General features: G+C 65.0%; 25 protein-coding genes. 4 read left to right on the plus strand and 21 right to left on the minus strand.

Going from position 1 to position 25,897, the window contains the following annotated elements; translation table 11 throughout:
- Positions 1-12: 12 nt before the first annotated feature.
- The 9 genes from ACTIFF_RS03325 to ACTIFF_RS03365 all read right to left on the minus strand — a co-directional run bounded on the left by ACTIFF_RS03325 (position 13) and on the right by ACTIFF_RS03365 (position 9,192).
- On the minus strand, positions 13-1,011 hold the full coding sequence (locus tag ACTIFF_RS03325; RefSeq protein WP_439535537.1) for a HEAT repeat domain-containing protein: 999 nt from the start codon (positions 1,009-1,011) through the stop codon (positions 13-15).
- 35 nt (positions 1,012-1,046) lie between these two features.
- A complete protein-coding gene (locus ACTIFF_RS03330) occupies positions 1,047-1,898 on the minus strand; it encodes an ABC transporter ATP-binding protein (RefSeq protein ID WP_439535538.1) in 852 nt (283 codons plus the stop codon).
- Positions 1,895-2,770 carry an ABC transporter permease gene (locus tag ACTIFF_RS03335; protein ID WP_439535539.1) on the minus strand — a complete coding sequence of 292 codons (876 nt, stop codon included), beginning with the start codon at positions 2,768-2,770 and terminating at the stop codon, positions 1,895-1,897. Before ACTIFF_RS03335 ends, ACTIFF_RS03330 begins: the two co-directional genes overlap by 4 nt.
- A gap of 10 nt (positions 2,771-2,780) precedes the next feature.
- Positions 2,781-4,199, minus strand: coding sequence for an ABC transporter substrate-binding protein (locus ACTIFF_RS03340; RefSeq protein WP_439535540.1), 1,419 nt, complete (start codon positions 4,197-4,199; stop codon positions 2,781-2,783).
- Positions 4,200-4,270: 71 nt separating this feature from the next.
- On the minus strand, positions 4,271-4,516 hold the full coding sequence (locus ACTIFF_RS03345; protein WP_439535541.1) for a 4Fe-4S dicluster domain-containing protein: 246 nt from the start codon (positions 4,514-4,516) through the stop codon (positions 4,271-4,273).
- Positions 4,517-4,529: 13 nt separating this feature from the next.
- Positions 4,530-6,314 (minus strand): fumarate reductase/succinate dehydrogenase flavoprotein subunit, encoded by a 1,785-nt coding sequence (locus tag ACTIFF_RS03350; protein WP_439535542.1) that lies wholly within the window; start codon positions 6,312-6,314, stop codon positions 4,530-4,532.
- Entirely contained in the window at positions 6,311-7,090 is a 780-nt protein-coding gene (locus ACTIFF_RS03355; RefSeq protein WP_439535543.1) for a GntR family transcriptional regulator, read from the minus strand. The genes ACTIFF_RS03350 and ACTIFF_RS03355 overlap by 4 nt, the downstream gene beginning before the upstream one ends.
- Positions 7,091-7,241: 151 nt before the next feature.
- Positions 7,242-8,102, minus strand: a complete 861-nt coding sequence (locus ACTIFF_RS03360) for an amidohydrolase family protein (protein ID WP_439535544.1) — start codon at positions 8,100-8,102, stop codon at positions 7,242-7,244.
- Positions 8,103-8,202: 100 nt separating this feature from the next.
- Complete coding sequence (locus tag ACTIFF_RS03365; protein ID WP_306477616.1) at positions 8,203-9,192, minus strand: sulfonate ABC transporter substrate-binding protein; 990 nt, start codon at positions 9,190-9,192, stop codon at positions 8,203-8,205.
- A 280-nt stretch (positions 9,193-9,472) separates the two neighbouring features.
- Here ACTIFF_RS03365 and ACTIFF_RS03370 point away from each other — a divergent pair, with 280 nt between their 5' ends.
- Entirely contained in the window at positions 9,473-10,414 is a 942-nt protein-coding gene (locus ACTIFF_RS03370; protein ID WP_439535545.1) for a sulfurtransferase, read from the plus strand.
- 107 nt (positions 10,415-10,521) lie between these two features.
- Positions 10,522-11,715, plus strand: a complete 1,194-nt coding sequence (locus ACTIFF_RS03375; RefSeq protein ID WP_439535546.1) for a YeeE/YedE family protein — start codon at positions 10,522-10,524, stop codon at positions 11,713-11,715.
- On the opposite strand, the gene ACTIFF_RS03380 is transcribed toward ACTIFF_RS03375, so the two are convergent.
- From ACTIFF_RS03380 to ACTIFF_RS03435, 12 genes are all read right to left on the minus strand, one after another.
- A complete protein-coding gene (locus ACTIFF_RS03380; RefSeq protein WP_439535547.1) occupies positions 11,704-13,473 on the minus strand; it encodes an ABC transporter ATP-binding protein in 1,770 nt (589 codons plus the stop codon). The genes ACTIFF_RS03375 and ACTIFF_RS03380 overlap by 12 nt on opposite strands.
- A gap of 41 nt (positions 13,474-13,514) precedes the next feature.
- Positions 13,515-13,877 carry a thioredoxin family protein gene (locus ACTIFF_RS03385; protein ID WP_439535771.1) on the minus strand — a complete coding sequence of 121 codons (363 nt, stop codon included), beginning with the start codon at positions 13,875-13,877 and terminating at the stop codon, positions 13,515-13,517.
- Positions 13,878-13,964: 87 nt separating this feature from the next.
- A complete protein-coding gene (locus ACTIFF_RS03390) occupies positions 13,965-14,705 on the minus strand; it encodes an ABC transporter permease (protein ID WP_439535548.1) in 741 nt (246 codons plus the stop codon).
- A gap of 5 nt (positions 14,706-14,710) precedes the next feature.
- Positions 14,711-15,952 carry an ABC transporter substrate-binding protein gene (locus ACTIFF_RS03395; RefSeq protein WP_439535549.1) on the minus strand — a complete coding sequence of 414 codons (1,242 nt, stop codon included), beginning with the start codon at positions 15,950-15,952 and terminating at the stop codon, positions 14,711-14,713.
- A 37-nt stretch (positions 15,953-15,989) separates the two neighbouring features.
- Positions 15,990-16,799: an ABC transporter ATP-binding protein gene (locus ACTIFF_RS03400; protein WP_439535550.1), complete on the minus strand. Its 810-nt coding sequence runs from the start codon at positions 16,797-16,799 to the stop codon at positions 15,990-15,992.
- Positions 16,796-17,878: an acyl-CoA dehydrogenase family protein gene (locus ACTIFF_RS03405; protein ID WP_439535551.1), complete on the minus strand. Its 1,083-nt coding sequence runs from the start codon at positions 17,876-17,878 to the stop codon at positions 16,796-16,798. Before ACTIFF_RS03405 ends, ACTIFF_RS03400 begins: the two co-directional genes overlap by 4 nt.
- Positions 17,875-18,435 carry a carboxymuconolactone decarboxylase family protein gene (locus ACTIFF_RS03410; RefSeq protein WP_306476724.1) on the minus strand — a complete coding sequence of 187 codons (561 nt, stop codon included), beginning with the start codon at positions 18,433-18,435 and terminating at the stop codon, positions 17,875-17,877. Before ACTIFF_RS03410 ends, ACTIFF_RS03405 begins: the two co-directional genes overlap by 4 nt.
- A gap of 180 nt (positions 18,436-18,615) precedes the next feature.
- Complete coding sequence (locus ACTIFF_RS03415) at positions 18,616-20,550, minus strand: family 2A encapsulin nanocompartment cargo protein cysteine desulfurase (RefSeq protein ID WP_439535552.1); 1,935 nt, start codon at positions 20,548-20,550, stop codon at positions 18,616-18,618.
- 1 nt (position 20,551) lies between these two features.
- Positions 20,552-21,484 (minus strand): family 2A encapsulin nanocompartment shell protein, encoded by a 933-nt coding sequence (locus tag ACTIFF_RS03420; protein WP_306476726.1) that lies wholly within the window; start codon positions 21,482-21,484, stop codon positions 20,552-20,554.
- A gap of 133 nt (positions 21,485-21,617) precedes the next feature.
- Positions 21,618-21,935, minus strand: coding sequence for a helix-turn-helix domain-containing protein (locus ACTIFF_RS03425; protein WP_439535553.1), 318 nt, complete (start codon positions 21,933-21,935; stop codon positions 21,618-21,620).
- The gene (gene epsC, locus ACTIFF_RS03430; protein ID WP_439535554.1) at positions 21,932-22,897 is read right to left on the minus strand and encodes a serine O-acetyltransferase EpsC; all 966 of its coding nucleotides are present in this window, start codon (positions 22,895-22,897) and stop codon (positions 21,932-21,934) included. Before epsC ends, ACTIFF_RS03425 begins: the two co-directional genes overlap by 4 nt.
- Positions 22,898-22,948: 51 nt before the next feature.
- Positions 22,949-23,440, minus strand: coding sequence for a rhodanese-like domain-containing protein (locus ACTIFF_RS03435; protein WP_439535555.1), 492 nt, complete (start codon positions 23,438-23,440; stop codon positions 22,949-22,951).
- A gap of 346 nt (positions 23,441-23,786) precedes the next feature.
- Between ACTIFF_RS03435 and ACTIFF_RS03440 the strand changes: the two genes are divergently transcribed.
- Together ACTIFF_RS03440 and ACTIFF_RS03445 are read left to right on the plus strand one after the other, a co-directional pair.
- Positions 23,787-24,623: an EAL domain-containing protein gene (locus tag ACTIFF_RS03440; RefSeq protein WP_439535556.1), complete on the plus strand. Its 837-nt coding sequence runs from the start codon at positions 23,787-23,789 to the stop codon at positions 24,621-24,623.
- A gap of 133 nt (positions 24,624-24,756) precedes the next feature.
- On the plus strand, positions 24,757-25,764 hold the full coding sequence (locus ACTIFF_RS03445; RefSeq protein WP_439535557.1) for a sulfate ABC transporter substrate-binding protein: 1,008 nt from the start codon (positions 24,757-24,759) through the stop codon (positions 25,762-25,764).
- The last annotated feature ends 133 nt before the right edge of the window (positions 25,765-25,897 follow it).

Consider the following 25,897-nt stretch of genomic DNA (forward strand, 5'->3'; position numbering starts at 1 on the left):
TGACGGACCGGCTCAATCCGGCGCCGCAGCGATCTGCCGCAGCGCGATCTGTACCGCCTTGCGCACTTCCGGATCCACGTCCCGGGCTGCGGCTTCAAGCGCCGGCAACGCCCGGCGGTCGCCCAGCTCGCCCAGTGCCAGCGCCACCTCCTTGCGCAGGTTCACCACTGCGTGACCGATCAACACGAGCAGCGCGTCGAGCGCGGCAAGTGCCTTCAGCCGGCCGAGCGCACGCACCGCCTGCAGTCGGACCTGCCAGTAGGCGTCGGACAGCGCGTCCACCAGTGCCACGACGGCCTCGGCGGAACGCAGCTTGCCCAACGTGACCGCGGCCTCCTCGCGCACCTGCCAGGCCTCATCGCGCAGTGCGGCCAGCAACGCCGGAATGACATTCGCCGCACCAGGCACGCCGAGCGCGCCGGTGGCAGCACGGCGCACGGCGGCGTCCGGATCACCACATGCCAGACGCGCCAGCGCCGGCAATGCGTCGGCATGCTTGAGCCAGCCCAGTACGCCGACCGCCTCGCGACGTACCGTGGCGTCCGCGTCCGCAAGCGCCCGCAGCGCCGGCTCGAAGGCCGCAGGCAGGCGCAGCTCGCGCAGCGCTCGCAAGGCACCGGCGCGTGCCGATGCCTCGGCGTGCTCCGTCCATTCAAGCAGCGGCAAGGCGGCAGCCGGATCGCGGAGTTCGGTCAGCGAGAGCGCCGCCGCCTCGCGCACCGCCGCCTCGTTGTCGGTCAAAGCCTGCGCCAACTGCCGCACCACGGCGTCATCGTCCCAACCCGCCAGCCGCAGCGCCGCCTCGCGCCGCACATCGGCGGCCGGGTCCTGCGCAAGCGTGCGGATCAGCCAGGGCAATGCAGCGTCGGCTTCGAGATCAGCCAGCGCAATCACGGCGACCCTGCGTACGGCAGGATCATCACTGTCGAGGCGCGAAACAGGTTCAGCCAGCCCGGGCTCGGCAAACAGATCGGTTACGGAGTCAAGCGGCAGCGGGGTCGTCAGGGGCATGAGAAAAGGAACCGTCAGAGGTATCGAAGGAAGCTTCAGATGGCGAAATGCGCAACCGAAAAATCGGCGTCCGTGTCGAGCGGGGACAACCGCGGCCGCGCTGCGCCCGCGTGATCGGGATGCAACAGATCCTGGCAGTGGCGCTTCAGCGCATTGAAAGAGACGGTCGTGGTGAGGGTGCGGTCGCGCGGCCGGGCGAAGCGCACGGGAATGTCATCGATCAAACGACCGGGGCGGGCGCCCATCACCAGTATTCGATCGCCCAGGAACAATGCTTCGTCGATGTCGTGCGTGACGAACACAATGGTGGTGCCGACGCGCGCCCACACGTCGAGCAGCAACTGCTGCATCAGCTGGCGAGTCTGCGCATCGAGCGCACCGAACGGCTCGTCCATCAGCAGCACACGCGGCTGGTTGATCAGCACACGTGCGATCTCAACGCGCTGCTGCATGCCGCCTGACAACTGCACAGGGTAGTGGCGCTCGAAGCCTTTCAGGCCGACCAGCTCGATCAGTTCGCGCGCCCGCGCGGTGCGTTCACTGCGGCTGATACCCTGCATTTTCAGGCCGAAAGCGACGTTGTCGATCACCGATTTCCATGGAAACAGCGTGTGATGCTGGAACACCAGCCCGCGCTCGGGCGCCGGTCCCTCGATGGGCTGAGCGTCAAGCGTGAGGCTTCCGGCACTTGGCCGGATGTGTCCGGCCAGAGCCCCGAGTACGGTCGACTTGCCGCAACCAGAGGGCCCCAGCAGGCAAAGAAACTGTCCGGCAGGTACCGAGAATGACACCTCGCTGACCGCCTTGAATCGTGCATCACCGCGACCGAAGTGGATGTCCACACCCGTCACCTCGACGCGCCCGCGCATCGGCATGATGCGGCTCATGACTGCTTTTCCTGAAGGCGGTACCAGGGGGTCACGCTTGCACCTATCCAGCGGACCAGTGCACTGCTGCCCATGCCGAAGGCACCGATGAACAGCATGCCGACGACAATGCCGGCATAGTTCTGCACGGTGTAGGACTCCCAGGTGTAGTAGCCGATGCCGAACTGACCGGAAATCATTTCCGCCGACACCAGGCAAAACCAGCAGGTCCCCATGCCGATGGACAGACCGGTGAAGATGCCAGGCGCCGCCGCTGGAAGGATGACCTCGATGAACAGTCGCCAGCGCCGCGTGCCGAGGCTGCGCGCCGAGGCAATCAGCCGCGGATCCACCGCCTCGACACCATGAATGGTGTTGAGCAGGATGGGGAACAGTGCGCCGGTGAAATTGATGTAGATCATCGACATTTCAGACGATGGAAACATCAGGATGGCGAGCGGTATCCAGGCAACTGCGGGGATGGGTCGCAGGACCTCGAGCGGCGGCAGCAGCAGACGTGCCGCCAGGCGGAAGCGTCCGATCAGCAGGCCTAGGGCAACGCCGACCAGAGCCGCTGCGGTGAATCCGAATGCGATGCGACTCAGGCTGTGGCCCACGTGCTGACCGAGTTTGGGCGAGGACAGCAGTTCGATGGCCGCTGCCAGGACTTCGGCCGGCGGCGGCACGTTGGAAAAGGTGATGAAGCCGAAGTGCGCACGGGTGGTCGACACCCAGTGCCACAACAGCAGACAGGTCAACAGCGAAGCAGCCGCGCAGGCCGCCGACACCAGGGCGCGTGGTGTCACCCTGAACAGGCGCGATCCGGCATTCGGCGGGGTACGCCCCGCCGACGCCAGCACCTCGCCCAGCGTCGCCGATTCAGGGCTGGCCATTGCGTCTCCCTTACGGCGCCAGCGCAACGGGCGCTGATTGCGTGCGTACCGCCGCGTAATCCAGCACGCGGCCCTTGTTGGACTGGGCGAAGGTGGTCGCAGCATCCTTCAGCAGGAAGGCATTGATCTGGCCCTTGGCGTCGGTGACAAACCAGGCCTGGTTGGCCAGCAGCTTGATGCCGAGATTGCGGTCGTGGGCGAACACAACGCGGATCTTGCCGCCCGCCGATTCGATCTTCCTCACGTCGGCAAAGGCGTTCTCCGGCGTGGCGTAATGACGAACCAGCGGCTCGCCGACCACCCATACCTGCGCCACGCGCTTCGGATCTTCGATCGCCTTGCCGGTCAGCGCGTCCTTGGCGTTCAACGCCACCTTGTCGTAATTCTTGAGTCGCGCTTCGTAGTCGAGTCCGGACGCCTTGAAGGCGGCGCGCACGAACTGATCGTCGATGAACGCGTCGGCGGTCAGGTCCGAATCATGGCGCTTGAGCAGGCGCAGCGTGTCGATCGAGGTGGCGACCGCCTGGCGATACTCGGGCTTCCATGTGAAGTCGCGCGTCTGCAGGCCGAGCGGACCGTGGAACAGGTAATTCACCTCGGCTTCGATGCCGGTCACCTTGGCGATCAGCTCGCTGTACTTTTCCGGCTCGGCCGCAAACAGGCGGTCGGCTTCTATGGCGGCGCGCAGGTAGGCGACGACGATTTCCGGATACTTCTTCGCGAAGTCGCCATTGACCAGCGTGCCGTGAAAGGTCGGCGCGTTTGACTGCGCGCCGTCGAATATCTTGCGCGCGAAGCCACGGTACGGAAACAGGTCGGCGAAGGGCACGAAGTCGGCATGCGCATCGATCTTGTTTGCCTGCAGCGCGCTGCCGGCCACTTCCGGTGCCTGAGTGGTGATGGTGACGTCGCGCTCCAGATCCCAGCCCTGGGCGTTCAGCGCGCGCAGCAGCAGACCGTGGGCGGTCGACGCAAACGGCACCGAAATCTGCTTGCCCTTCAGTTCGGCGATCGACTGCACCGACGAGCCGCTCGGCACGACGATGCCGTTGCCGCTGCCTATGGTGCTGCCCGACAACACGGACAGGAAAAGGCTCTTCTTGCCTGCCTTCAGGTGGGCTGCGCCATTCAGCGAACCGGGGAAGTCGGCCATGGCACCGAAGTCGAGCTTGTCGGCCACCATCTCATTGGTCAGCGGTGCCCCCGAGGTGAAGTTCTTCCACTCGACCTCGTACTTCACGTCCTTGTACTTGCCGTCGCGCGGCAGGTACTTTTCAAGCAAACCCAATTCGCGCACCAGCAGACCGCCGGTGGCGCAATTGATGGTGGTGTCCTGGGTGCCTATGGCGACGCGAATGGTTTCGGCTGATGCAGCCAGCTGGCTGCCAAGCGCAAAGGCCACGCCGACCAGCAAGTTCTTCAGTTTCATTATCGTGTTCTCCTGCAATCTCGAATCAAAAGGGATGACCGGGCAGTCCGGCAGGCACCGACAGGCGCGATTCAGCGCAACAGATACGGAATCTCGACCCGCACGGCACCGGTCGGACAGTCCTTGGCACATGGCATGCAGTACCAGCATTCGTCGAACTTCATGTAGGCCTTGCCGGTGTCCGGGTCGATCGCCAGCAGATCGAGCGGGCAGACGTCGATGCACACCGTGCACCCCTTGTCGGCGATGCACTTGTCGTGATCGACGGTGACGGGCGCCGCGCTGCGCTGCAGTGTTTCGCGAAAGGTGAAACTCATGTTCGTGTTCCGTTCAGGTGGTGACCGGCTGCATGGCCGGCACGTGGGTTGATGGGGTGGCCGATGGGTTGGCCAGTGAGGCCGAGGCCACGCGCAGGCGTTCGTAGGCGGTCATCTCCTGGCTGTCGATGGGCACGATGTACGGCTCGACGGCACGCTTGAAGCTGGTCATGCGGCCGCCGTCATCCTTCTTCAGCAGTGCGTGGCAGAACCAGTCGGCATCGTTGCGCTGAGGGTGGTCGACGCGGTAGTGATACAGACCCCACCGGCTTTCGGTGCGGAAGAGCGAAGCACGCGCCGCCATTTCCGCGCAGTCCCGGATCACCGACACCTCGGCCGCGCGCATCAGTTCGTGCGGGTTGTTCGCCTGCAACTGTTCGAGGTCATCGCGGATGCCGTCGAAGCGGTCGAGCCCGATTTCCATCTTGCGCGTCACCTTGGGTGGCTGCAGGTAATCGTTGACGAAGCGACGCAGCTTGTACTCCACCTGGTTGGGCGCCAGACCCTGCGCACGGTGCAGCGGCGCATACACGCGCGCCTGCTCTCGTTCGACCTGGCCGGCGTCGACGGCAGACAGGGCGCGGCCAGCGATATAGTCGGTTGCGTTTTCGCCGGCGAACCAGCCATACGTGAAAGCGCCCAGCATGTAGTTGTGCGGCACCGCCGCCATGTCGCCCGCGGCATAGAGGCCGGGCACCGAGGTTTCGGCACGCTCGTTCACCCACACCCCGGACGCGCTGTGCCCGCTGCAGAAACCGATCTCGGAAATGTGCATCTCGACCATGTCGCACCGGTAGTCGGTGCCGCGGCCGGCGTGAAACTCGCCGCGACTGGGCCGCTCGTTGCCGTGCAGAATGGTTTCTATCGTCTGTATCGTCTCTTCGGCAAGGTGGTCCAGCTTGAGGAAGACCGGTCCGTTGCCGCCCTGCAGTTCCTGCCAGAATTCCCACATCATCTGGCCGCTCCAGTAGTCGCACTCGATGAAGCGCTGGCCCTGGCTGTTCGTCGTGTAGCCGCCGAGTGGCCCGGTCACATAGGCGCAGGCCGGGCCGTTGTAGTCCTTGATCAGCGGATTGATCTGGAAGCATTCGAGATTGGCCAGTTCCGCTCCGGCGTGATACGCCATGGCATAACCGTCGCCGGCATTGGTCGGATTCTCGTAAGTGCCCATCAGATAGCCGGACGCCGGCAAGCCCAGCCGGCCGGCAGCACCGCAACACAGCACCACCGCCTTCGCCCGGATCACACAGAAATCCGCCGTGCGGCAGTCGAAGCCCATGACACCTGCGATCGACCCATCCTCCGCAGTCAGCAGCCGGGTGGCGACGACACGGTTGGTGACGGCGACACGCGCACGCTTGAGCTGTCGGTACAGCACCTTTTTGACGTCATGTCCCTCCGGCATCGGCAGCACATAAGCGCCCATGTGGTGCACCTTCTTCACCGCGTAGTCACCGGTCTCGTCGCGCTCGAAGCGTACGCCCCAGCGGTCAAGCTGTTCGATCGTCGCGAAGCTGTGCCGGGCATAGGCATGGACCGTGGCCTGATTGACGATGCCGTCGTTGGCGATGGTGATCTCCTTGACGTACTGCTCGGCAGTCGCGTGACCGGGAACGATGGCGTTGTTCAGGCCATCCATGCCCATGGATATCGCACCACTGCGCTTCACGTGTGCCTTTTCGAGCAGCAGCACGCGCAGCGTCGGGTTCTTCTCCTTAGCCTTGATGGCCGCCATCGGCCCGGCCGTTCCTCCGCCCACCACCACCAGGTCGTACTCGAGCGTGTGCGTCATCGTCATGCGGGGTCCTTGCGCGTATCGGTTTTGTGACGGTCGACGCGCAGCCGGTACTGGAAGGCGTCGCCGCGGAAATAGAGATGTTCGAAATCGATCGGGCGTCCGGTTGCATCGTGTGTCAGCCGTTCGATGTGCAGCACGGGAGCGCCCTCCTCCACGCGCAATGCCTGCATCAGGTCTTCGTCGGCCAGTACGGCGTCGACTGCCAGATCGGCGTGGCCGAGGGCAAGCGCGCAGTCGTTCTCGATAATGAGGAAGATGTCGCGCGTCGCCAGATCGGCCTTTTCCAGCCGGTGGCCGAGTTCGCCCGGCAGCCAGGTCAGTTCCAGCGACACCGGTTCGCGGTTGAGCAGACGCACTCGGCGGATTTCCGCCACCTCATCACCCTCGGCCAGACCGAGCCGATTCGCGACGCGGGCGTCCGCCGGCACGAAGCGCAGGTAATCAACCCGGTTCAGGATTTCGTAGCCCATGCGCGACATGGCTTCGGCAAAGCCTTCGAGCGAGGTGACGTTCTGAAAGGCCTTGGGTCGCGACACGAACGTGCCCTTGCCATGGATCTTGAAGATGAGCCCCGCTTTCTGCAGGTCACCCAGCGCCTGGCGTACCGTGATGCGACTCACGCCAAACATCTCACCCAGTTCATGCTCGGACGGCATCTGGCTGTGCGGCGGATAGGTCCCGTCCAGGATGCGCGACCGCAACAGTTCGGTCAGTTGCGCATACAGGGGAGACGGCGCACCGGGCAGCAGCGAAAGTTTGGTCAGCGATTTGGGCATCGATTCGAACTTGTCATGACAAGTTCGCCGAGCGTAAGAGACCCGTCGTCATGACTGAACCAAGAAATTCTGCGGAGAATTCCACGGTCAGTGCTTTGCAGCGCGAAAAACGGGATGCCTGACGAGCACCGACGCCAAAGCGGCAGACGATTCAGCTCAGGCCCAGCAGCCGCTTCGCGTTGCCCGCGCGCACCTTTTCTCTCACATCATCCTTCCATTCCAGCGCGCTGAAATCCGCTACCGTCTGCGCCATCGCACGGAAGGGATAGGACGTGCCGAACAGCAACTGGTCCTGCAGCACACCGTTGGCGGCCTCGAAGTAGGCCCTGCCGCCGGGTGCGAACAGATACATGTCCGGACACAGGAAAACGTTCTCGTAGCGGAAGGCCACGCCGATGATCTCGTCCGCGCGCGGCCAGTAGCCGTGGTAGCAGACGATGTTCAGCCGGGGATAGGCACGCGCGACGCGGCCAACGGCAGACGGATCGTTGTACGCAAGGTCAGGCGTGGTGGGGCCCGACATCAGGCACACCGGCACATCGAGTGACTGACAGACGTCATAAACAGGGTGGAACAGCTTGTCGTCGGCGTGCAGCGGCGGCGCACCGAACCCTGGTTCGATATTGATCGCCTTCTGGCCCAAGGTGAGCACCGACCGCTCGATCTCGGTCAGCGTGGCGATGATGCCGTGGGTCTGCGGATCGACCGATCCGATGCCGATCAGCTGCGGCCGGCCCCGGGTGAGATCGGCAATTCGGTCGTTCGACACGACCAGGCCGGGTGTGTCCCGCCCCACGACGACTGCCTGCGAAATCCCGCTCAGGCGGATCTCGTCAAGATAGCCATCCAGCGTATGGGACGCACGGAAGTGGTCATCGACGAGCGAGCCTGTACGCCGGTTCAGCCATCGGGCCGTATCGAAGCCTGCAGTGCCCGGTGTGGCACCGTAGAAGTCGGCCAGAAAAGCGGGCCGGCTGCGGCAGTCGATGAGAGGGTGCAGTGCTTCAGTCATGATGGGTGTCCTCTTTCTGGTCGCCAAGGCGATCGGCCGGCAAGAAAAAGCCCCGCCGCGGCGTGGCGCCGGAGCGGGGCGTGGAGCGGTGCGAGACGACCTATTTCGCGACCGCGTCGGCCACGCGTACCTGCCGGGGTACGAGCTTCAGTTCAAAGAACTTGTCGGCGATCTTCTGCTGTGATTCGAGCACGGCCGGCGTGACCGGTTTGATGCCGTAGCCCAGGCGGCTGGCAGCCAGTTCCGCGATCGGCAGATCGACGCCGATGAGCGGCGCAATGGCCTTGGCCACCTCCTTCGGATTTTCGGCGCCCCACTGATCGACCCGGGCAATCTCCTCGATCAGGATCTTCACGATGTCCGGATGCTTCTCCGCATAAGGACGGGACGACAGATAAAACTGGAAGTTCGACACCGCGCCCTTGCCATCGGCCAGTACGCGCGCGCCGAGCTGTTTCTCGGCCGCGGCATAGAACGGGTCCCAGATCGACCAGGCTTCGACACGGCCACTTTCGAAAGCGGCACGTGCATCGGCCGGCGCGAGATAGGACACCTCGATGTCGGTGTACTTCAGGCCGGCATTCTCCAGCACCTTGACCAGCAGGAAATTGGCATTCGAGCCCTTGGCCACGGCGACGCGTTTGCCCTTGAGGTCGGACACCTGCGTCACCGGTGAATCCTTGCGCACCAGCAACGCCTCGCCGGCCGGCGCTGCGGGCTCGTTGCCGATGTACACCAGATCGGCACCGGCCGCCTGGGCGAAGATCGGCGGCGATTCGCCGACCGTACCGACGTCGATGCTGCCCAGGTTGATGGCTTCGAGCAGCGGCGGACCGAACGGGAATTCGGTCCACTTGACGGTGACCCCCTGCTCCGCCAGTCGCTTGTCCAGCGTGCCGCGCGCCTTCAGGATGACCAGCGTGCCGTACTTCTGGTAGCCGATGCGCAGCTCCTTCGCCGAACCCGCGTTCTGTGCGGCCGCAGGCGCGGCAAGCATCGCCATCGACGCGACACCAGCCGCCAGCAGCGCGCCGGCCTTGACCAGTCTGCGCCGGATCGGTGACGGGATTCGTGAGTTCCTGTGCTTCATGTGCGAGCCCTTTTTTTGAATGACATGCGGCGCGGCACTGGCTGCGCACGCCGGCGGGGCCGACATGACGAGGTGTCATGCCGGATCGGGCCCAGAACCTAGCCAGTCGCGCAGCCGTGGGGAACCAAGAATTTCGGCAGACGATTTCCAGCGCGGTGATATCGGACGAAGCACTGCGAGCGCTTATCAGTTCGCGTGCAAAGCAGAGGGGGTTTTCTTGGTTCCGGGCGACGGATGTCGTCGGTATCGTCCGCTGCACCCACAACCCGGAGTCCTGCCCATGTTCTCGAACCTCCTCTCCCGAAGCGCCCGTGTCGCTGTGCTCGCCCTGTCGGTCGGCACCTTCCTGCCCGCCCTGGCGGCGGACGTACCGGCCGGTCCGCTGGTCACGACCGAGTGGCTGTCGGCCAACCTGAACGACCCGAAGATCCGCATCGTCGAAGTGAGCGTGAATCCGGGCCTTTACGAAAAGGGGCACATTCCGGGCGCGGTCAATTTTTCCTGGCACAACGATCTGAACGACAAGGTGCGCCGCGACATCGTGTCGAAACAGGACTTCGAGGCGCTGCTGTCGAAGGCCGGCGTCGGCAAGGACACCACGGTCATTCTTTACGGTGACAGCAACAACTGGTTTGCGGCATGGGGCGCCTGGGTGTTCGATATCTACGGCACACCGAATGTGAAGCTGCTCGACGGCGGTCGCAAGAAATGGGAGGCCGAAAACCGCGCGCTCGATACCCGTACGCCGGAATACGCAGCCACCCAGTACAAGGTGACCAAGGTGAACAATGATCTGCGCGCCCGTCTGACGGATGCGATCGCTGCCGCCGAGGGCCGCTCGGGCGCCAAGCTGGTCGATATCCGGTCAGCCGACGAATTCAGCGGCAAGATCTTCGCCCCGGAAGGCGCAAAGGAACTGTCGGTAAGAGCAGGCCACATTCCGGGTGCAGTGAATGTGCCCTGGGGCAAGGCCGTGAATGAGGATGGAACGTTCAAGTCGGCGGCCGACCTGAAGGCGCTGTATGCCGGCGTCGGCCTCGACGGCACGAAGCCCATCATCACCTATTGCCGCATCGGCGAACGCTCCAGCCACACCTGGTTTGCGCTGACCAAAATCCTCGGCTACCCGGTGCGCAACTATGACGGTTCGTGGACCGAATACGGTAATTCGGTCGGCGCGCCGATCGACAATCCGGCCGGTACGGTCTGGGCGTCGAAGTAAGTTTTTCTTGCAGGTCCCACTCCTCCTTCTGCTTGCAGACGGTTGGGGAACCGGTCACCCGGTTCCCCTTTTTTCATTTGTGCCGCCGACCTGACCCCCATCTCCCAATGTCCACCCTGTTCTCTTCCGCCGCCGCATGGCTGGTGGTGATTGCCGTAGCTGCCTGGGCCTGGCAGCTGTCGGGTGTGCCGGGCAGCCGCCAGCCCGGCTTCGCACTGGCCATCGGCACGCTGCTGGGCGTCGTTCTGCAGCGCGCCCGTTTCTGCTTCTTCTGCCACGCCCGCGACTACTTCGAGCGCGACGACGCGCGCGGGCTGCTGGCCATCGTGCTCGCCATTGCGATCGGCACGCTCGGCATGCACTGGATATTCGGGAGCTGGCTGCCGGTGCCACAGAACGGACTTCCGCCGGAGGCACACATCGGCCCGGTGAGCTGGGCCCTTGTCCTGTCAGGCGTCGTGTTCGGGTTTGGCATGGTCATTTCAGGCTCGTGCATCAGCGCACACTGGTATCGGCTTGGCGAGGGCTCACCGGTGGCGCCATTCGCGCTGATCGGCACCGCCGTGGGCTTCGGGCTGGGATTCGCCAGCTGGAACACGCTCTATGTGCTGGCGATTGCCGAAGCACCGGTGCTGTGGCTGCCGAAGTGGCTGGGCTACGCCGGGTCGGCTGCGCTGCAGCTTGCCGTGCTGGGCGTGCTGACTGCACTGTTGTGGCGTCGCCTGCCCGCGCCGGCCGAACCGGTCGCACGCGCCGCCAGCTTTGCCGGTGCACTGGCAGCGCTGTTCCGCGGACGCTGGCCCTACTGGATCGGCGGCCTGCTGGTGGGCTGGATCGCCGTTCTGGTCATCCTCAGACTGCGCCCGCTGGGTGTCACCGCCGCACTGGGGAGTCAGGCGCGCAGCCTCGGCGGTACATGGGGGCTGACACCGGAACGACTCGAAGGTCTCGATGGCTTCGCCGGTTGCGCGACGGTGATCGCCGAAACCTGGCAGACACCGAATGCACTGCTGGTCATCGGCATCGTCGCCGGCGCCTGGGCATCGGCGCTGGTGGCCGGCCAGTTCACGCCGCGCTGGCCCACGCTGCGCGACGCCGCACGCGGCCTTGCTGGCGGGGTGCTGCTCGGCTGGGGCGCGATGATCGGGCTCGGCTGCACGATAGGCAACCTGCTGTCCGGCACCATGGCCGGTGCGGTATCCGGCTGGGTGTTCGGTGCGGCGATGTTCTTTGCCGTGTGGCTGGGACTGTGGGTGCAGCGCGCCCTCGTCGCCAAAGCGGCGCCCGCGTCAGGCGAGTGATCGCTCTCCGGTCTGCAGCCGCCACAGCGACGCGTAGATGCCGCCCAGCGCGACCAGCGCGTCGTGGGTGCCGGATTCGACGATGCGGCCACCATCGATGACATGAATGACGTCGGCCTGACGCACGGTGGACAACCGGTGCGCCACGATCAGCGTCGTGCGGCCGACGACCAGGCGGTCGAGCGAGCGCTGGATGGCGGCTTCGGTTTCGTTGTCCACCGCCGACGTTGCCTCGTCGAGCAGCAGGATGGGCGGGTCTTTCAGAATGGCGCGCGCCAGCGCCAGCCGCTGCCGCTGGCCGCCGGACAGCTTCATGCCGCGCTCGCCGACCTGGGTGTCGTAGCCCTGCGGCAGCGCGCGGATGAAGTCGTGCGCCTCGGCCGACTGCGCTGCCCGCACGATGGCGTCACGCGGCACGTCGGCCATGCCGTAGGCGATGTTGTCGGCGACCGACGAGTCGGCGAGGAAGGTGTCCTGCGCGACATAGCCGATGGCGCGCCGCACGTCCTGCAGGCGCAGCCCCGCAATGGGCTGGCCGTCGAGCAGCACCCTGCCCTGTTGCGGTTCGTAGAAGCGCAGCAGCAGCTTGATCAGCGTGCTCTTGCCACCACCGGTGCTGCCGACGAAGGCCACGGTCTGGCCGGAAGCGATGCGCAGGTCGATGCCATCGAGCGCCGGCCGTGCGCTGCCATCGTAGGCGAAGCTCACCTGCTCGAACGCCAGTTCGCCGCGCACCGCCTCGCGCGACAGCGCATTTCCTTCGTAGCCGATGCTCACCGGCGTGTCGATCAGGTCCATCACGCGCTGGATGGACGACATCGAACGCTGGTAGAGATCGGTCAGTTCGGCCAACCCGGTCAGCGGCCACAGCAGGCGCTGCGTCAGGTACACCAGCACAGAATAGCTGCCGACGCCGATGTCGCCCTCGAGCGCAAGGAAGCCGCCATACAGCAGTGTCACCGTGAAGCCGGCAAGGATGGCCATCCGGATGACCGGCGTGATGGCCGCCGACAGCCGGATCGCCTCGCCGTTGCGACGGCGGTAGTCATTCGAGCCATCGCGGATGTGCCCGGCTTCGAACTCTTCGGCCGCATAGGCCTTGACGGTGGCGATGCCCTGCAGGTTGTTGTTCAGTCGCGTGGCCAACGCACCGGCGGCTTCGCGCACCGCCGTGTAGCGCGGCGCCAGCCGACGCTGGAACCAGAAGGCGCCATACAGGATGAGCGGCACCGGAATCAGCGCGAGAAAGGCCAGTTCGTGCGTCAGCACGAAAAACACGCCACCGACCATCAGGGAACCGACGAACACCTGGATCAGCTCGTTTGCGCCGCCATTGAGGAAGCGCTCCATCTGGTTGATGTCCTCGTTCAGGATGGACAGCAGGTTGCCGCTGCGATTGCGCTCGAAGTAGGCCATGTCCAGCTGCTGCACATGGCGGTAGGCCTCCATCCGCAGATCGTGCTGAAGATTCTGCGCAAGCGAGCGCCAGCGCACGTCGTACAGGTACTGGAAGGCCGATTCACCGACCCAGATCAACACCGTCAGGATGGCCAGCAGCACCAGCTGGTCCTTTGGATCGACGATGCCGAGCCCGGCGAGAAAGGAGGCCTTCTGGTTCACGACGACATCGACCGCCACGCCGATCAGGATTTCCGGCAGCACATCGAAGAACTTGTTCAGCACCGAATAGAGCGAGGCGATGCGTACGTCTCGGCGGTACTGGCGGGCGTGCGAAAACAGGCGGGAAAGCGGGTGCATGAAAGCTCGAAGGAAACGGGGTGACTGTGACTAGATCGCCATCAGCATGATGCATCCGGGCCCTCGCGGGGAAGCTGCGCGAGGCAGCCAGCCAGTTCCACCCAGACGGATTCGCCGCCGAATGCCAGCGTGCCGGCGCGCGCCGCGCGGCACAGGCGCTGCAGCGTGTCGGCGAATGGCGTGACCGGTCCGGCAAAACAAAGCCGATCATCGCCGGCAATGAGAACGGTGGGAAAACTGTCGATCTCGACGCCCAGGGAATCGAGCAACGCGTCGTGGGTCTCGATGTCTATCCACTGGAACCGGTCGCCCGCCGACTGCGTGGTCACGCTGGTGAAAGCCGGACGAAAGTCGCGACAGGTGCCGCACCATTCGGCACACAGACAGATCACATGAAGCGTCATCGACAACACGGGCTCGGTAATGAAAACCCGTTCACGATAGCAGCCGCAGGGCAATAGCCCGACATCGGAAACGTGACGACATCCGCCTCAGCGGTGCAACCACTTCGCATGCGCCGTGCGGGCCAGGTGGTCGAGCGCGTAGCCGAGTGCACCGATGAGCACGATGGCGGCCATCAATTCCGAGTAGGCCAGCCGGTCACGGGTATCGAGGATGAAGTAGCCCAGCCCCGCCGACACACCGAGCATCTCCGCCGGCACCAGTACGATCCAGATGATGCCGATGGCCAGCCGCACGCCGGTCAGGATATGTTCGGTGATGCCGGGCAGCACAATGCGCAGCACGATTTCGCGCCGCGTTGCCGACAGGCTGCGCGCCAGCAGCAGCCAGTTCGGATCGAGCTGGGCCACGCCGGCTGCGGTGTTCAGCAGGATGGGCCATACCGCGGCAAATGCGAGCAGAAAATAGACCGGTGCATCGCCCACGCCGAGCACCATGACGGCCAGTGGCATCCAGGACAGCGGCGACACCATGCGCAGGAACTGGAACAGCGGGGTCGTACCCTGCGCAAATCGCTTCGACAGGCCGGTCAATACACCCAATGGCACACCGATCAGCACCGCAAGCAACAAGCCGATCGCCACCCGCTTCAGGCTGACGAAGACATGCGGCCAGATCTCGCCGCCACTGATCAGGTGCCACAGCGACACGGCCGATTCGACCGGCGCGAAAGCGCTGGCGATGACCATGTTCCGCTGCAACAGCAGCGTGCCGCCCTGCCAGAGCAGAACCGCCAGTGCCAGGCCGATCAGCGGCAGAACAAAGCGCACCGCCGTCACGTCAGCACGACTTCCTTGCGACGCAGATCGGCCGGCAGGCCGAACACCGACGGGCCACCGACCAGATCGATGGCCTTGCGCGCAAAGCGGTCGTCGACCAGATCGCCGGCGACGAATCCGGGCTCCAGCGCATCCAGAAACTTCGCGTCGCCTTCCACCTTGGTCTGCTTGATCGCACGCACCAGTTCTTCTGTGTAGGACGGGAAGGGATAGGGCTGGAAATCGATGCGTCGCTGATACCAGCCCTTGTGCTTCACGACACCCGAGGCCTCGTAGCTCGCGTAATCGGTGGCGGCCAGCACCTTGGACAGCACCGGCAGCGCGTGGGGCGTGTACTTGCCGTCACCGCCGGCCGACAGCAGCTTGGCCGTGTCGAGCTGGTTGCTTCGCGTCCACAGCTGTGCGCGGACGATGGCGTTGGTGACGCGCTGCGACCACTCCGGCTTGTCCGCCGTGTCACGCTCCGACAGATAGGTGACGCAGCACGCGTGGTTCTGCCACACATCGCCGGAAAAACGCAGCACCTTGCCGACGTTCTTCGTTTCGGCCAGCGCGTTGAACGGGTCTGCCACGATGAAGCCGGCGATCGACTTGCCGGCGAGCGCCGACACCATTTCGGCAGGCGGCAGCACGATCAGGTTGACCTCGTTCGGCGCCGGCTTCGCGTCCTTCGGCCGGGTGACCGCCACCAGATTGCTGGCGCGCAGCAACTGCTGCAGCAGGATGTTGTGGATCGAATACCAGAACGGTACCGCGACGGTCCGGCCACCCAGATCGGCGATCGAATTGATCGACGGGTCCACGGTCAGCGCCGAGCCATTCACGTGATTCCAGGCAACGATCTTGGCCGGAAACTTCGTGCCGTAGCGCACCCACAGTGCCGCCGGCGACAGCAGGTGGATAACATTCACCTGGCCCGCCACGAACGCCTCGACCACCTGGGCCCAGCTGCGGAACAGCCGCGGTGCTTCGGTCTTCAGCCCTTCGGCCTCGAACAGCTTGCGCGCATGTGCGACCAGCAGCGGCGTGGCATCGGTGATCGGCAGGTAGCCGATCTTCACCGGCTGGTCGTCGCCCTTGAACGACTGCGCCTGCGCATCACCGGCGCGCAGCAGCGGGGCGGCGACGCCGGCCAGCGTCAGTGCGCCCAGACGCAGCATGTCTCGCCGGGTCAGGCCGCAGCCGCAGTCGGACGAGGCGCAAACGTGGACCGGACGCACATCATGTTCAGTATTCATCTTGCTTCCTTTTGAATGCAGGGTCAGAGACGGATGTTCAGTGCGCACGCAGGTCATGCAGCGCGGTCAGGATGTCGAGTCGAAGCGCAGTCACCGCAGCCGGATCGGCTTCGCGCGGACGGTCGATGTTCACGGTCCACTCGCGCACGATGCGGCCGGGCGAACCTCCCATCAGCAGGATGCGGTCGGCCACCAGAATGGCTTCGTCAATATCGTGCGTCACCAGCAACACCGCGGTATGCCAGCGGTGCACAACCTCGACAAGCAGCGACTGCATGTCGGCACGGGTGATCGCATCGAGCGCCGAGAACGGTTCATCGGCAAACAGCAGCTGCGGTTCGCGCGCCAGCGCACGGGCGAGCGCCACGCGCTGGGCCATGCCGCCCGACAGTTCGGACGGATAGCGATGTGCGTGGCCCGACAGGCCGACCGCCGACAGCGCCTGTTCGATGCGCGCCTCGCGCTCGCTGCGCGACAGGCGAGGCTGATGTTCGAAATCGAGCCCGAAACCGGCATTGCCGGCAGCGTCGAGCCAGGGGAGAAGTCCGGGTTGCTGGAACACCAGTGCCGCACGCGGATGCGGTGCCGTCAGCGGCTCACCCAGAAACCGGATGTCGCCCGACGCGGGCACTTCCAGCCGCGCCAGCACGCGCAGCAGCGATGACTTGCCGCAGCCGCTGCCGCCGAGCAGGCAGACGATCTCGCGGTGCGCAACCTCGAGCGACACGTCGGCGAATACCGGCTGCTCGCCGTCGTAGGCATAGCCGAGATGGCTGGCCTGCAGGGCAAGACCGGACGCGCCGGTCATCTCGCGCACGGCTTCGGCCTGCGCGGCCAGCGCGCTCACGCGGCTCTCGCGCAGGCCGCTGCCTGACGCTGAAGTTCGCCCTGCAGCTGGGTCACGCTCGGCGTGATCACCGGCACAAAGGCGGATTCCTGCAGCCGGCGCGCAAAGCCGAACAACGGATCGACCAGATAGGCGCGACCGCCACTGGCCTGCAACTCGAGCTGCACGGCGCGCTGCACCTGTTCGGCCAGCGCAATGCGGATATGGAACAACGACGCCGCGTCAGCCACATAAATGCCGTCGGCGAGTCCGCTCAACAGCGCTGTGGTCAGCTGCTGCAACGTGCCGGACACGTCATCCAGTGCGTCCTGTATGACGCTGCGCGAACTGTTGCAGCGTGCCTGGGCAGCGGCCAGCGCCGCCCTCGCCAGACCGATCGACATGCCGCACTGCATGCCCAGAAAGGACGGCCGCACGCGTGGCAGCCAGGCGCGGGCGTCCGGCGTGATCACGTCGCCATCGTCGATCCTGACCGCATGGATGCGGATCGCGGCGGTGTTGGAGCCGCGCATCGCGATCAGGTCAAGATCGGCGCTGCGCTCGACACCCTTTCGTGCACTGTCGAGCGCCACGATGAAGGGCGGGCCGCCGTCGGCATCGGACACCGCCGCGGCAAAGGTGAAGCCCGACTTGCGCAGATTGGTCACCCAGGGCAACTGCCCGTCGAGCTGGCGACCTTCCGGTATCCGACGTGCCTCGATCTGCAGCGACTCGATGCCGCACAGGAACTTCATGGCGTTGGACAATCCGGTCGCACCGCCATGGCAGCCATCGAGCAACGACGGCAGCAAGCGGGCGCGCAGTGCGTCGTTCGGGCTCTGCAACAGATATTCGATGAAGGCGCGGTGACCCCAGAACACGAAGGCGGCGGCAAGCGAGTGTTCGGCCACCGCGGCGATGGCCTCGACCGCGTCCCGCACATCGCCGCCGGCACCGCCCTGCTCCTTCGGCACCCCCGCCCCGATCAGCCCCCCCGCGGCCAGCGCCGGCAGCAGCGCCTCATCGTCGGCACGGCCGTCATTGATCGCCGGCGCCTGCGCCTGCAGCCAGTCGCGCAAACGGTCGGGAAGACGGCTCATGGCTGCAGCACCCCGGCACGGAACGGTTCGAGCTGCAGGTTCACCGGACTTTGCGCCAGGCTGTTGGCGAAGTTGCACAAGGTCGCCAGGCTCACACCGAGGATGACTTCAAGCACCTGCTGATCGGTAAAGCCGGCCGCCCTGAAACGCGCCAGCTCATTGTCGCTGACAGCACCACGGGTCGCGATCACCGCGCGCGCAAAGTCGGCGATGGCGTCGAACCGCGGGTGACCGGTCGGCTGGCTTCGCTGCAGCGCCACCACGGCGGCCGCGTCGAAGCCGGCCTTCTTCAGCGCAATCGCGCTGTGTCCGGCCACGCAGAAATCGCAGCCGTGAAGCGTGGCAGCGGTGATCTGCACCACCTCACGCTCGGCCAGCGTCAGGCTGGCGCGACTGTTGATCTCGGACACCGTGAGATAGGTCTCCAGCGCCACCGGCGCATTGGACAACGCGGCGATCAGATTGGGCAGATAGCCGTTGGCCGTGATTACCTTGTCGATATAGGGACGGCTGGCTGCGGGTGCGCTGTCGGGGGTGTGCAGGGTGAGGCGGGTCATGGTCAAAAGATCGGTGTTCAGGACGCACGCACTGTAGTGAGCCTCGCAGCGCTTCCAAACCAATTCGTTTCGATGAGCTATTCATGGAATGCAATGCATAACGGGCCTGTTTCCGTTACTGGAAAGCAGACCCGTTATGTTTAGCGAATCCGGAAACGTCGACCGGGAGCTGTGACGCGCTCAGCTCTTGCGCTGCCCCGCCAGACGCCTGACCACCGCGGCGAAACGATCCACCTCTTCGCAGGTGTTGTAGAAGGCCAGCGACGGGCGCACCGTGGTTTCCAGACCAAAGCGACGCAGGATGGGCTGTGCGCAATGGTGTCCTGTACGCACCGCGATGCCTTCGTCGTTCAGCGCCTGACCCACTTCGTCGGTCGTGTAGCCCTTCAGCACGAAGGACAGCACGCTCGCCTTGTCGGCCGCCGTTCCGATCAGTCGCACACCCGGAATGCCTTCGATTGCGTGCGTCGCATACACCAGCAGGTCGTGCTCGTAGCGCGCGATGTTCTCGATGCCGACGCGCTCGACATAGTCGAGTGCGGCACCGAGACCGACGGCATCTGCAATGTTGCCGGTACCGGCTTCGAAGCGGCCCGGGGGCGGATGGAAAATCGTCCGCTCGAAGGTGACGTCCTTGATCATGTTGCCGCCGCCTTGCCAGGGCGGCATGTCTTCAAGGATGTCGCGCTTGCCATACACCACGCCGATGCCGGTCGGGCCGAATATCTTGTGGCCCGAGAAGACGAAGAAGTCGGTGTCCAGCGCCCGCACATCGACCCGCATGTGCGACACCGACTGCGCGCCATCGATCAGCGTCTTCGCGCCGGCGCGATGGGCGAGTTCGACGATCTCGCGTACCGGCACCACGGTACCGAGCGCATTCGAAACCTGTGTCACGGCAACCAGCTTCGTCTTCTCGTTCAGCAGGCGTTCGTATTCTCCGAGCAGCACCTGACCGCTGTCATCGACCGGAATGACCCGGATCTTCGCGCCGGTTTCGGCCGCCAGCTGCTGCCAGGGCACGATGTTGGCGTGGTGTTCCAGATGCGACACGATGATTTCGTCGCCTTCACGGATGTTCTTCGCACCCCAGCTCTTGGCGACCAGATTGATCGCTTCGGTCGCGCCGCGCACGAAGATGACTTCCTCGACCGACCCGGCGCCGATGAAGCGCGCAACCTTCTGCCGCGCCGCCTCGTAGGCATCGGTCGCCCGGGCGGCAAGTTCGTGCGCCGCCCGGTGGATGTTCGAGTTCTCGTGCGCATAGAAGTACGACAGTCGGTCGATCACCGCCTGCGGCTTCTGCGTCGTCGCGGCGTTGTCGAACCACACCAGTTGCCGGCCATTCACGCGCTCGGCAAGGATGGGAAAGTCGCGTCGTACCGCGTTGACGTCGAACGGCGGGTGACGCCCGGCATCGGCATTCGGCACGCGACCGGCGTGACCGATGGTCGGTGCTGCGTTCGGCTCGACGAAGTAGTACGACGGTGAGGCTGACGGCGATGGCGCAGCTGTCGGCGACGCGCCATGCGACGGTTCAGCCAGCAGCGCGCGCAGCGCATCGCTGCCCGGCAGACCGAAGGACTGCGCGGTCAGCCGATCGTCGTGCGGCACACCCGGTGCGGCCTGAGGTGCCGATTGCAGCGCGCTTGATTCACCGATGAAGTAATACGGCGACGACGGCGCCGAAGCGCCGCCTGCCGGAAAGGCCGGTGCGCCACCGACAGCGGGCAGCGAGGCAGCGTAGGCTTCAGGTACCCCCTGCGCGGCGGCCGATCGCGGCGATCCGACCGGATAGGCGTCGCTCGCGACGTCGGGCACATGATTCTGCGCGGTGGCATGCGGCACCAGCTTCGGCGACGACGCGCCGAGCGACAGGCCGTGTTGCGGCGCAGCCGGGACGGTGGCCGTGACCGGCGACGATGGCGCTGACTGGGGCAGCGGTACGGCCGGCGCCTGTGGCGTCGGCGCGGGTGCAAAGGCCTGCGCACCCGAGCCGCTGCCGAAAGCAGGCGCCGACTGCCCCGGCAGCGCGGCGAACAGCTCGCTTGCCATGCGGGCCAGCAGGCTCTCGTCGGGCGCGCCGGGCGGCAGGGCCGCGGACAGGCCGCTCACGTTACTGCTTGTAGGTGTCGGGATACTCATGGTACTTGCCGATCTCCACGTCATCGAGCACCGCCAGTGCATCTTCGGTCAATACGGCCAGCGAGCAGTAGAGCGAAATCAGGTAGGAGGCGATCGCGCTGCGGTTGATGCCCATGAAGCGGACCGACAGACCCGGGCTCTGTTCGCCGGCGAGGCCCGGCTGGAACAGGCCGACCACGCCCTGACGCTTTTCGCCGGTGCGCAGCAGGATGATCTTGGTCTTGCCATCCTCGACCGGCACCTTGTCCGACGGGATCAGCGGCAGGCCGCGCCAGGTCAGGAACTGCGAGCCGAACAGGCTCACGGTCGGCGGCGGCACACCGCGGCGCGTGCATTCGCGGCCGAAGGCGGCAATGGCCAGCGGATGGGTCAGGAAGAAACCCGGTTCCTTCCACACCCTGGTGATCAGGTCGTCGAGATCGTCCGGCGTGGGTGCGCCGGTCAAGGTCGAAATGCGCTGGTCGTCATGCACATTCGCCAGCAGGCCGTATTCCGGGTTGTTGATCAGTTCGCTTTCCTGGCGCTCCTTGATCGTTTCGATCGTCAGGCGCAACTGCTCCTTGATCTGGTCGTGCGGGCTGCTGTAAAGGTCCGAAATGCGGGTGTGCACATCGAGCACCGTGGTCACCGCATTCAGGAAATACTCGCGCGGGTGTTCGTCGTAGTCGACGAAGATCTGCGGCAGTTCAGCCTCGTCGCGCTGCGAGCACGCCACGCGTACGTCCTGCGGGTTCTTAACCCGGTTCAGGCGGTAGATGCCGGCTTCGACCGGCAGCCATTGCAGCAGGTGCACCAGCCAGCGCGGGGTGATGGTGGACAGCTGGGGTACGGTTTTGGTCGCATTGGCAAGCTGGCGGGCGGCGTTGTCGCCGAGCGCCAGTTGCGCGTCCTGTTGTTCTGCCATGGGAAACTCCTGACGAGGTAGAAACCGGGAATCCGGCTTATTCGAAAAATTGCTAAGTTAATATCGCTTTCTTCTAAGCGAGGCTCAACCGGCTATAGCCGCCAGCAGGCGAAACACGCACGGGAATGCGCGCTCAGCCCCCTCCGGAGGGTTCGGCGATGGCAAGTTCTCCTTCGCAGCGCGACAACAGTGCTGAAGCGCTGAGTTCAAAGGCGTGTGCCAGTTTTGCGATGGTCACAAGTGAAGGCATGGCGTTGCCGCGCTCCACCTCACCGAGGTAGGAGCGGTTGAGTTCGGCGCGCTCGGCCAGCCACTCCTGCGACCACCCCCTTGCTTCGCGCGCCCGGCGCACCGCACGGCCGAATGCGCCGGCAATCGCGTCGCCGGTCGCCGAAGCGTCTTGCGCCGCCTTCCCGTCGCGATCGCCGGCCGAATCAGGTCGCGCGTTCATCCTTTGGGACTGCCGTCTGCGCCCTGCTCATGCAGCGAACTGGCCTGGGTCACATTGCTGCCGGGCGGTACGCTGCGTGTCAGCCACACATTGCCGCCGATGATGGAGCCGCGCCCGATGGTGACGCGGCCGAGTATGGTGGCGCCGGCGTAGATGACGACGTCGTCCTCGACCAGCGGATGGCGCGGCAAGCCTTTCTGGAGCGTGCCTTCCACATCGGTCGGAAAACGCTTGGCACCGAGCGTGACCGCCTGGTAGAGCCGCACCCGTTCGCCGATGACTGCGGTTTCCCCGATCACCACGCCGGTGCCGTGGTCGATGAAGAAGCCCGCGCCGATGCGTGCACCCGGGTGGATGTCGATGCCGGTAATGGAATGTGCCGCTTCCGCGATGATGCGGGCAACCAGCGGCACGCCCAGGCTGTACAGGCGATGTGCCAGCCGGTGATGGATGATGGCCAGCACACCGGGGTAGCACAACAGCACTTCATCGACACTGCGCGCCGCCGGGTCGCCCTGGAACGCCGCCAGTACGTCGGTATCTAGCAACCGGCGAAGGTCAGGCAAGGACAGCGCGAACGACTCGACGATGGCGCGCGCCTGGGCATCGACGCCATTGCTCGCGTCCGGAGAGTGACGCGCGTTGTAACGCAGTTCGAGCTGCACCTGACGCAACAGCGATACCAGTGCGGCATCCAGCGTGTAGCCGACGTAGAAGTCTTCGCTCTCCTGATGCAGATCGGACGGGCCGAGCCGCATCGGGAACAGCGCACCGCACAGCGCATCGGCGATGTCGCGCAAGGCATCGCGCGACGGGAACTCGCGTGCGCCGAACTCCCGGGTGCGCTGCTGCGCGCCACGCCATTGCGAGCGCACCGCGCGCAACTCCGACACGATGCGGTCAAGTTGCCAGGGCCCGTCGAGTACAGACGTCCCGGTACTGCCGTTGTCCTTCAGATTCATTTGAGATCCCGATAAGAGGCCCGGGCCGCGCCGGACACCGGCCCGTACTGGTCAGTCCTGCTCCCAGGGCAGACCTGAAACCACCCAGCCGCCGCTGTTGCGTCGCTGCTGCGCCGCATTGAGTTCGCCCTCGAACCCTTCGAGCACATTGAATGCGGAGCCGAAGCCGGCCTTGGCGGCGGCTTCCGCAGCAAGCGCGGAACGCTTGCCGCTGCGACAGAGGAACAGCACCACCGCGTCCTTTCCGACGCGCGCCTCAAGTTCCTTCACGAAGCGGGGGTTACGCGTCATCGCGGTACCGGTGGCCCACGCCACATGCACCGTGCCAGGCACCTGACCGACGAACTTGCGTTCCTCGGAGGTCCGGACATCGACCAGCACGGCTTCTCCGGCAGAAAACAATGCCCAGGCCTCGTGCGGCGTCACGCCGCCGGCATAAGGCAGGCCTTCGGCCGCTGCGCGCTCACGCGCCTGCAGCAGCGGTGCGGGCGCCGGATGCGCCGCGGCCGTTGCGGCCCTCTCATCGACAGTTGCAGCGGTCATGCTCTCCCCCTTGACATGGGCCGCCCGGATTCGCCCGGGCCTTGGCTGAATGCCAATCTAAAGGTGGCACCCGGCAGATCAAACCAATTCAAATTCAGATCGAAATCAGCATAAGCAATGCAGGAATTTCGACGCGCAGCGGGAATAAGCAGTGCAGGAATTCTTGGTTCCGCGCGCCGCGACCGGTGGATTACCTTTCAGTGATGAAAGCCGCCCGATCCGAACCTGCAACGTCACGGGAGCACCCCGAACCACAGGCCGACCTCACGCTGCTGGAGCGCGTATGTGCCTGGGTAGCGCTCGTGTGCGGGCTCGTGCTGCTGTGGCGGACCTACGGTGCAGTCACATGACGGCCCGACTCGAGCCTCCCGCGCTGCGCAGCAACCTCGTGCCCGACAGCACCCGGATCCGCGAGCATTACCTGAAGTCACTGCCACGTGACGCCGATGGCCGAAGCCGCCTGTGGAGTGCGCCCGACGGGCGCGTCGTCGGACGCTTCATGGCATGCAACCTGTCTTCGGTCTTCCAACCGGTCGTGCTGCTGGGCACCGGTGAAATCTTCGGTCACGAGGCATTCGTGCGCTCGTTCGACGATGCCGGCAGCGATCTGTCGCCCTGGAACCTGTTCTCGCATGCCGCATCGGACGAATCCCTGGTGGAACTCGACCGGCTGTGCCGGACACTGCACGTGCTCAATTACTTCGGGCACGGAGGGCCGGCGGATTCACTGTTCCTCAATGTACATGGACGGCTGATGCTGGCGGTCGGTGACGACCACGGCAGCGCATTTGGCCGCGTACTGGCGTCGCTGCACATACCGCGGCGTGCCATCGTCATCGAGTCGCCGCCCGCGATGGCCGATGACCTGTCGATGCTGGCCTACGTGATGTTGAACTACCGCTACAACGGCTACCGGACCGCGGTGAACCTGCCTGACACCGACATGCTCGACGCGCTGTTTGACCACCTCAGGCCCGACTTTGTGAAACTCGACGGCAACCACGATGACACCGCACGCGCTCTGCCGGGCGCGGCGGATCGGTGCGCGCGTTTCGGCGCACAGCTCATCGTCACGCGTATCGACTGCGCGGCGCTGGCGCAGCGCGCTCATGCCGCTGGCGCGCCCTGCGGCCAGGGCCATGCGCTGGGTCGCCCGGCGAATCTGACACCCGTGTCCGCTTGAACCGGTCCTGCAGCATCGCCGAAGCGCGACAGTCTGCTTATGTCGGATTTCTGCTAACGAAATCATTTCTTGTTACTTCCAGTGATTAGACGAAGCGCCTAGCCTGCGCCGCTCATTCATACAGGGAGCCGTCATGTCCATTCGCCGTACCCCCCTAGTCGTCACCGCCCTGATTTCGCTCCTGATCGCCAGCCAGCCGGCACGGGCCGAAACGACCTTGCTGAACGTGAGCTACGACGTGTCGCGCGAGCTGTACAAGGACATCAACCCGGGTTTCATCGCCGCCTGGAAAACGAAGTCCGGAGAAACGCTGACGCTGAACCAGTCGCACGGCGGGTCGAGCAAGCAGGCGGGCGCCGTGATCGGGGGCCTGGAAGCTGACGTGATCACGATGAACCAGTCGCCGGACATCGACATCCTGGTGAAGAACGGTCTGGTGGCGCCCGACTGGCGCAAGCGCCTGCCGAATGATGCAGCGCCTTACACAACGACCACGGTGTTTCTGGTGCGCAAGGGGAATCCGAAAGCCATCAAGGATTGGTCGGACCTGACGCGCGAAGGCCTGCAGGTCATCGTGCCAAACCCGAAAACCTCGGGCAACGGCCGCTATACCTATCTTGCGGCATGGGGCTACGCGCTGAACAAGTCCGGCAACGAGGCTGCTGCAAAGGATTTCGTGGCGAAGCTGTTCGCCAATGTTCCGGTACTCGACGGCGGCGGCCGCGGCGCGACAACCACCTTCACGCAGCGCGGAATCGGCGACGTACTGGTGACCTTCGAGAACGAAGCGGTGCTGCTGGACAAGGAACTGGGCGGCGACCAGTTCGACATCGTCTATCCGTCGCTGTCGATCGAGGCTGCCGCCCCGGTGGCCGTGGTCGACAAGGTGGCAGACAAGCGCGGCACCCGCCGTCAGGCAGAAGCCTACCTGCAGTATCTGTTCTCGCCCGAAGGCCAGGAAGTCATCGCGAAGCATCACTTCCGTCCGCGCAACGAAGCGATTCTCGCGAAGTACGCCGCGCGCTTTCCGGCCATCAAGACCTTCACAGTCGAGGACAGGCTGGGCGGCTGGGAAGCCGTGCAGAAGACGCACTTCGCCGACGGCGGCATTTACGACCAGATCATCCTGACCAAGCGCTGAAAGCGTGTCGTGCGTTTCACGGGTGGGCAGATGAGGCATCTGCCCGCCCCGTATGGCCGTAGCGGTGGGTAACATGGGCAGTGAACGATTCGGAAGCGGGTCATTGCCCGACTTTCCGAACGATTTGCCCTGA

It is taken from the genome of Methyloversatilis sp. (assembly GCF_051861465.1).
Lineage (GTDB): Bacteria > Pseudomonadota > Gammaproteobacteria > Burkholderiales > Rhodocyclaceae > Methyloversatilis.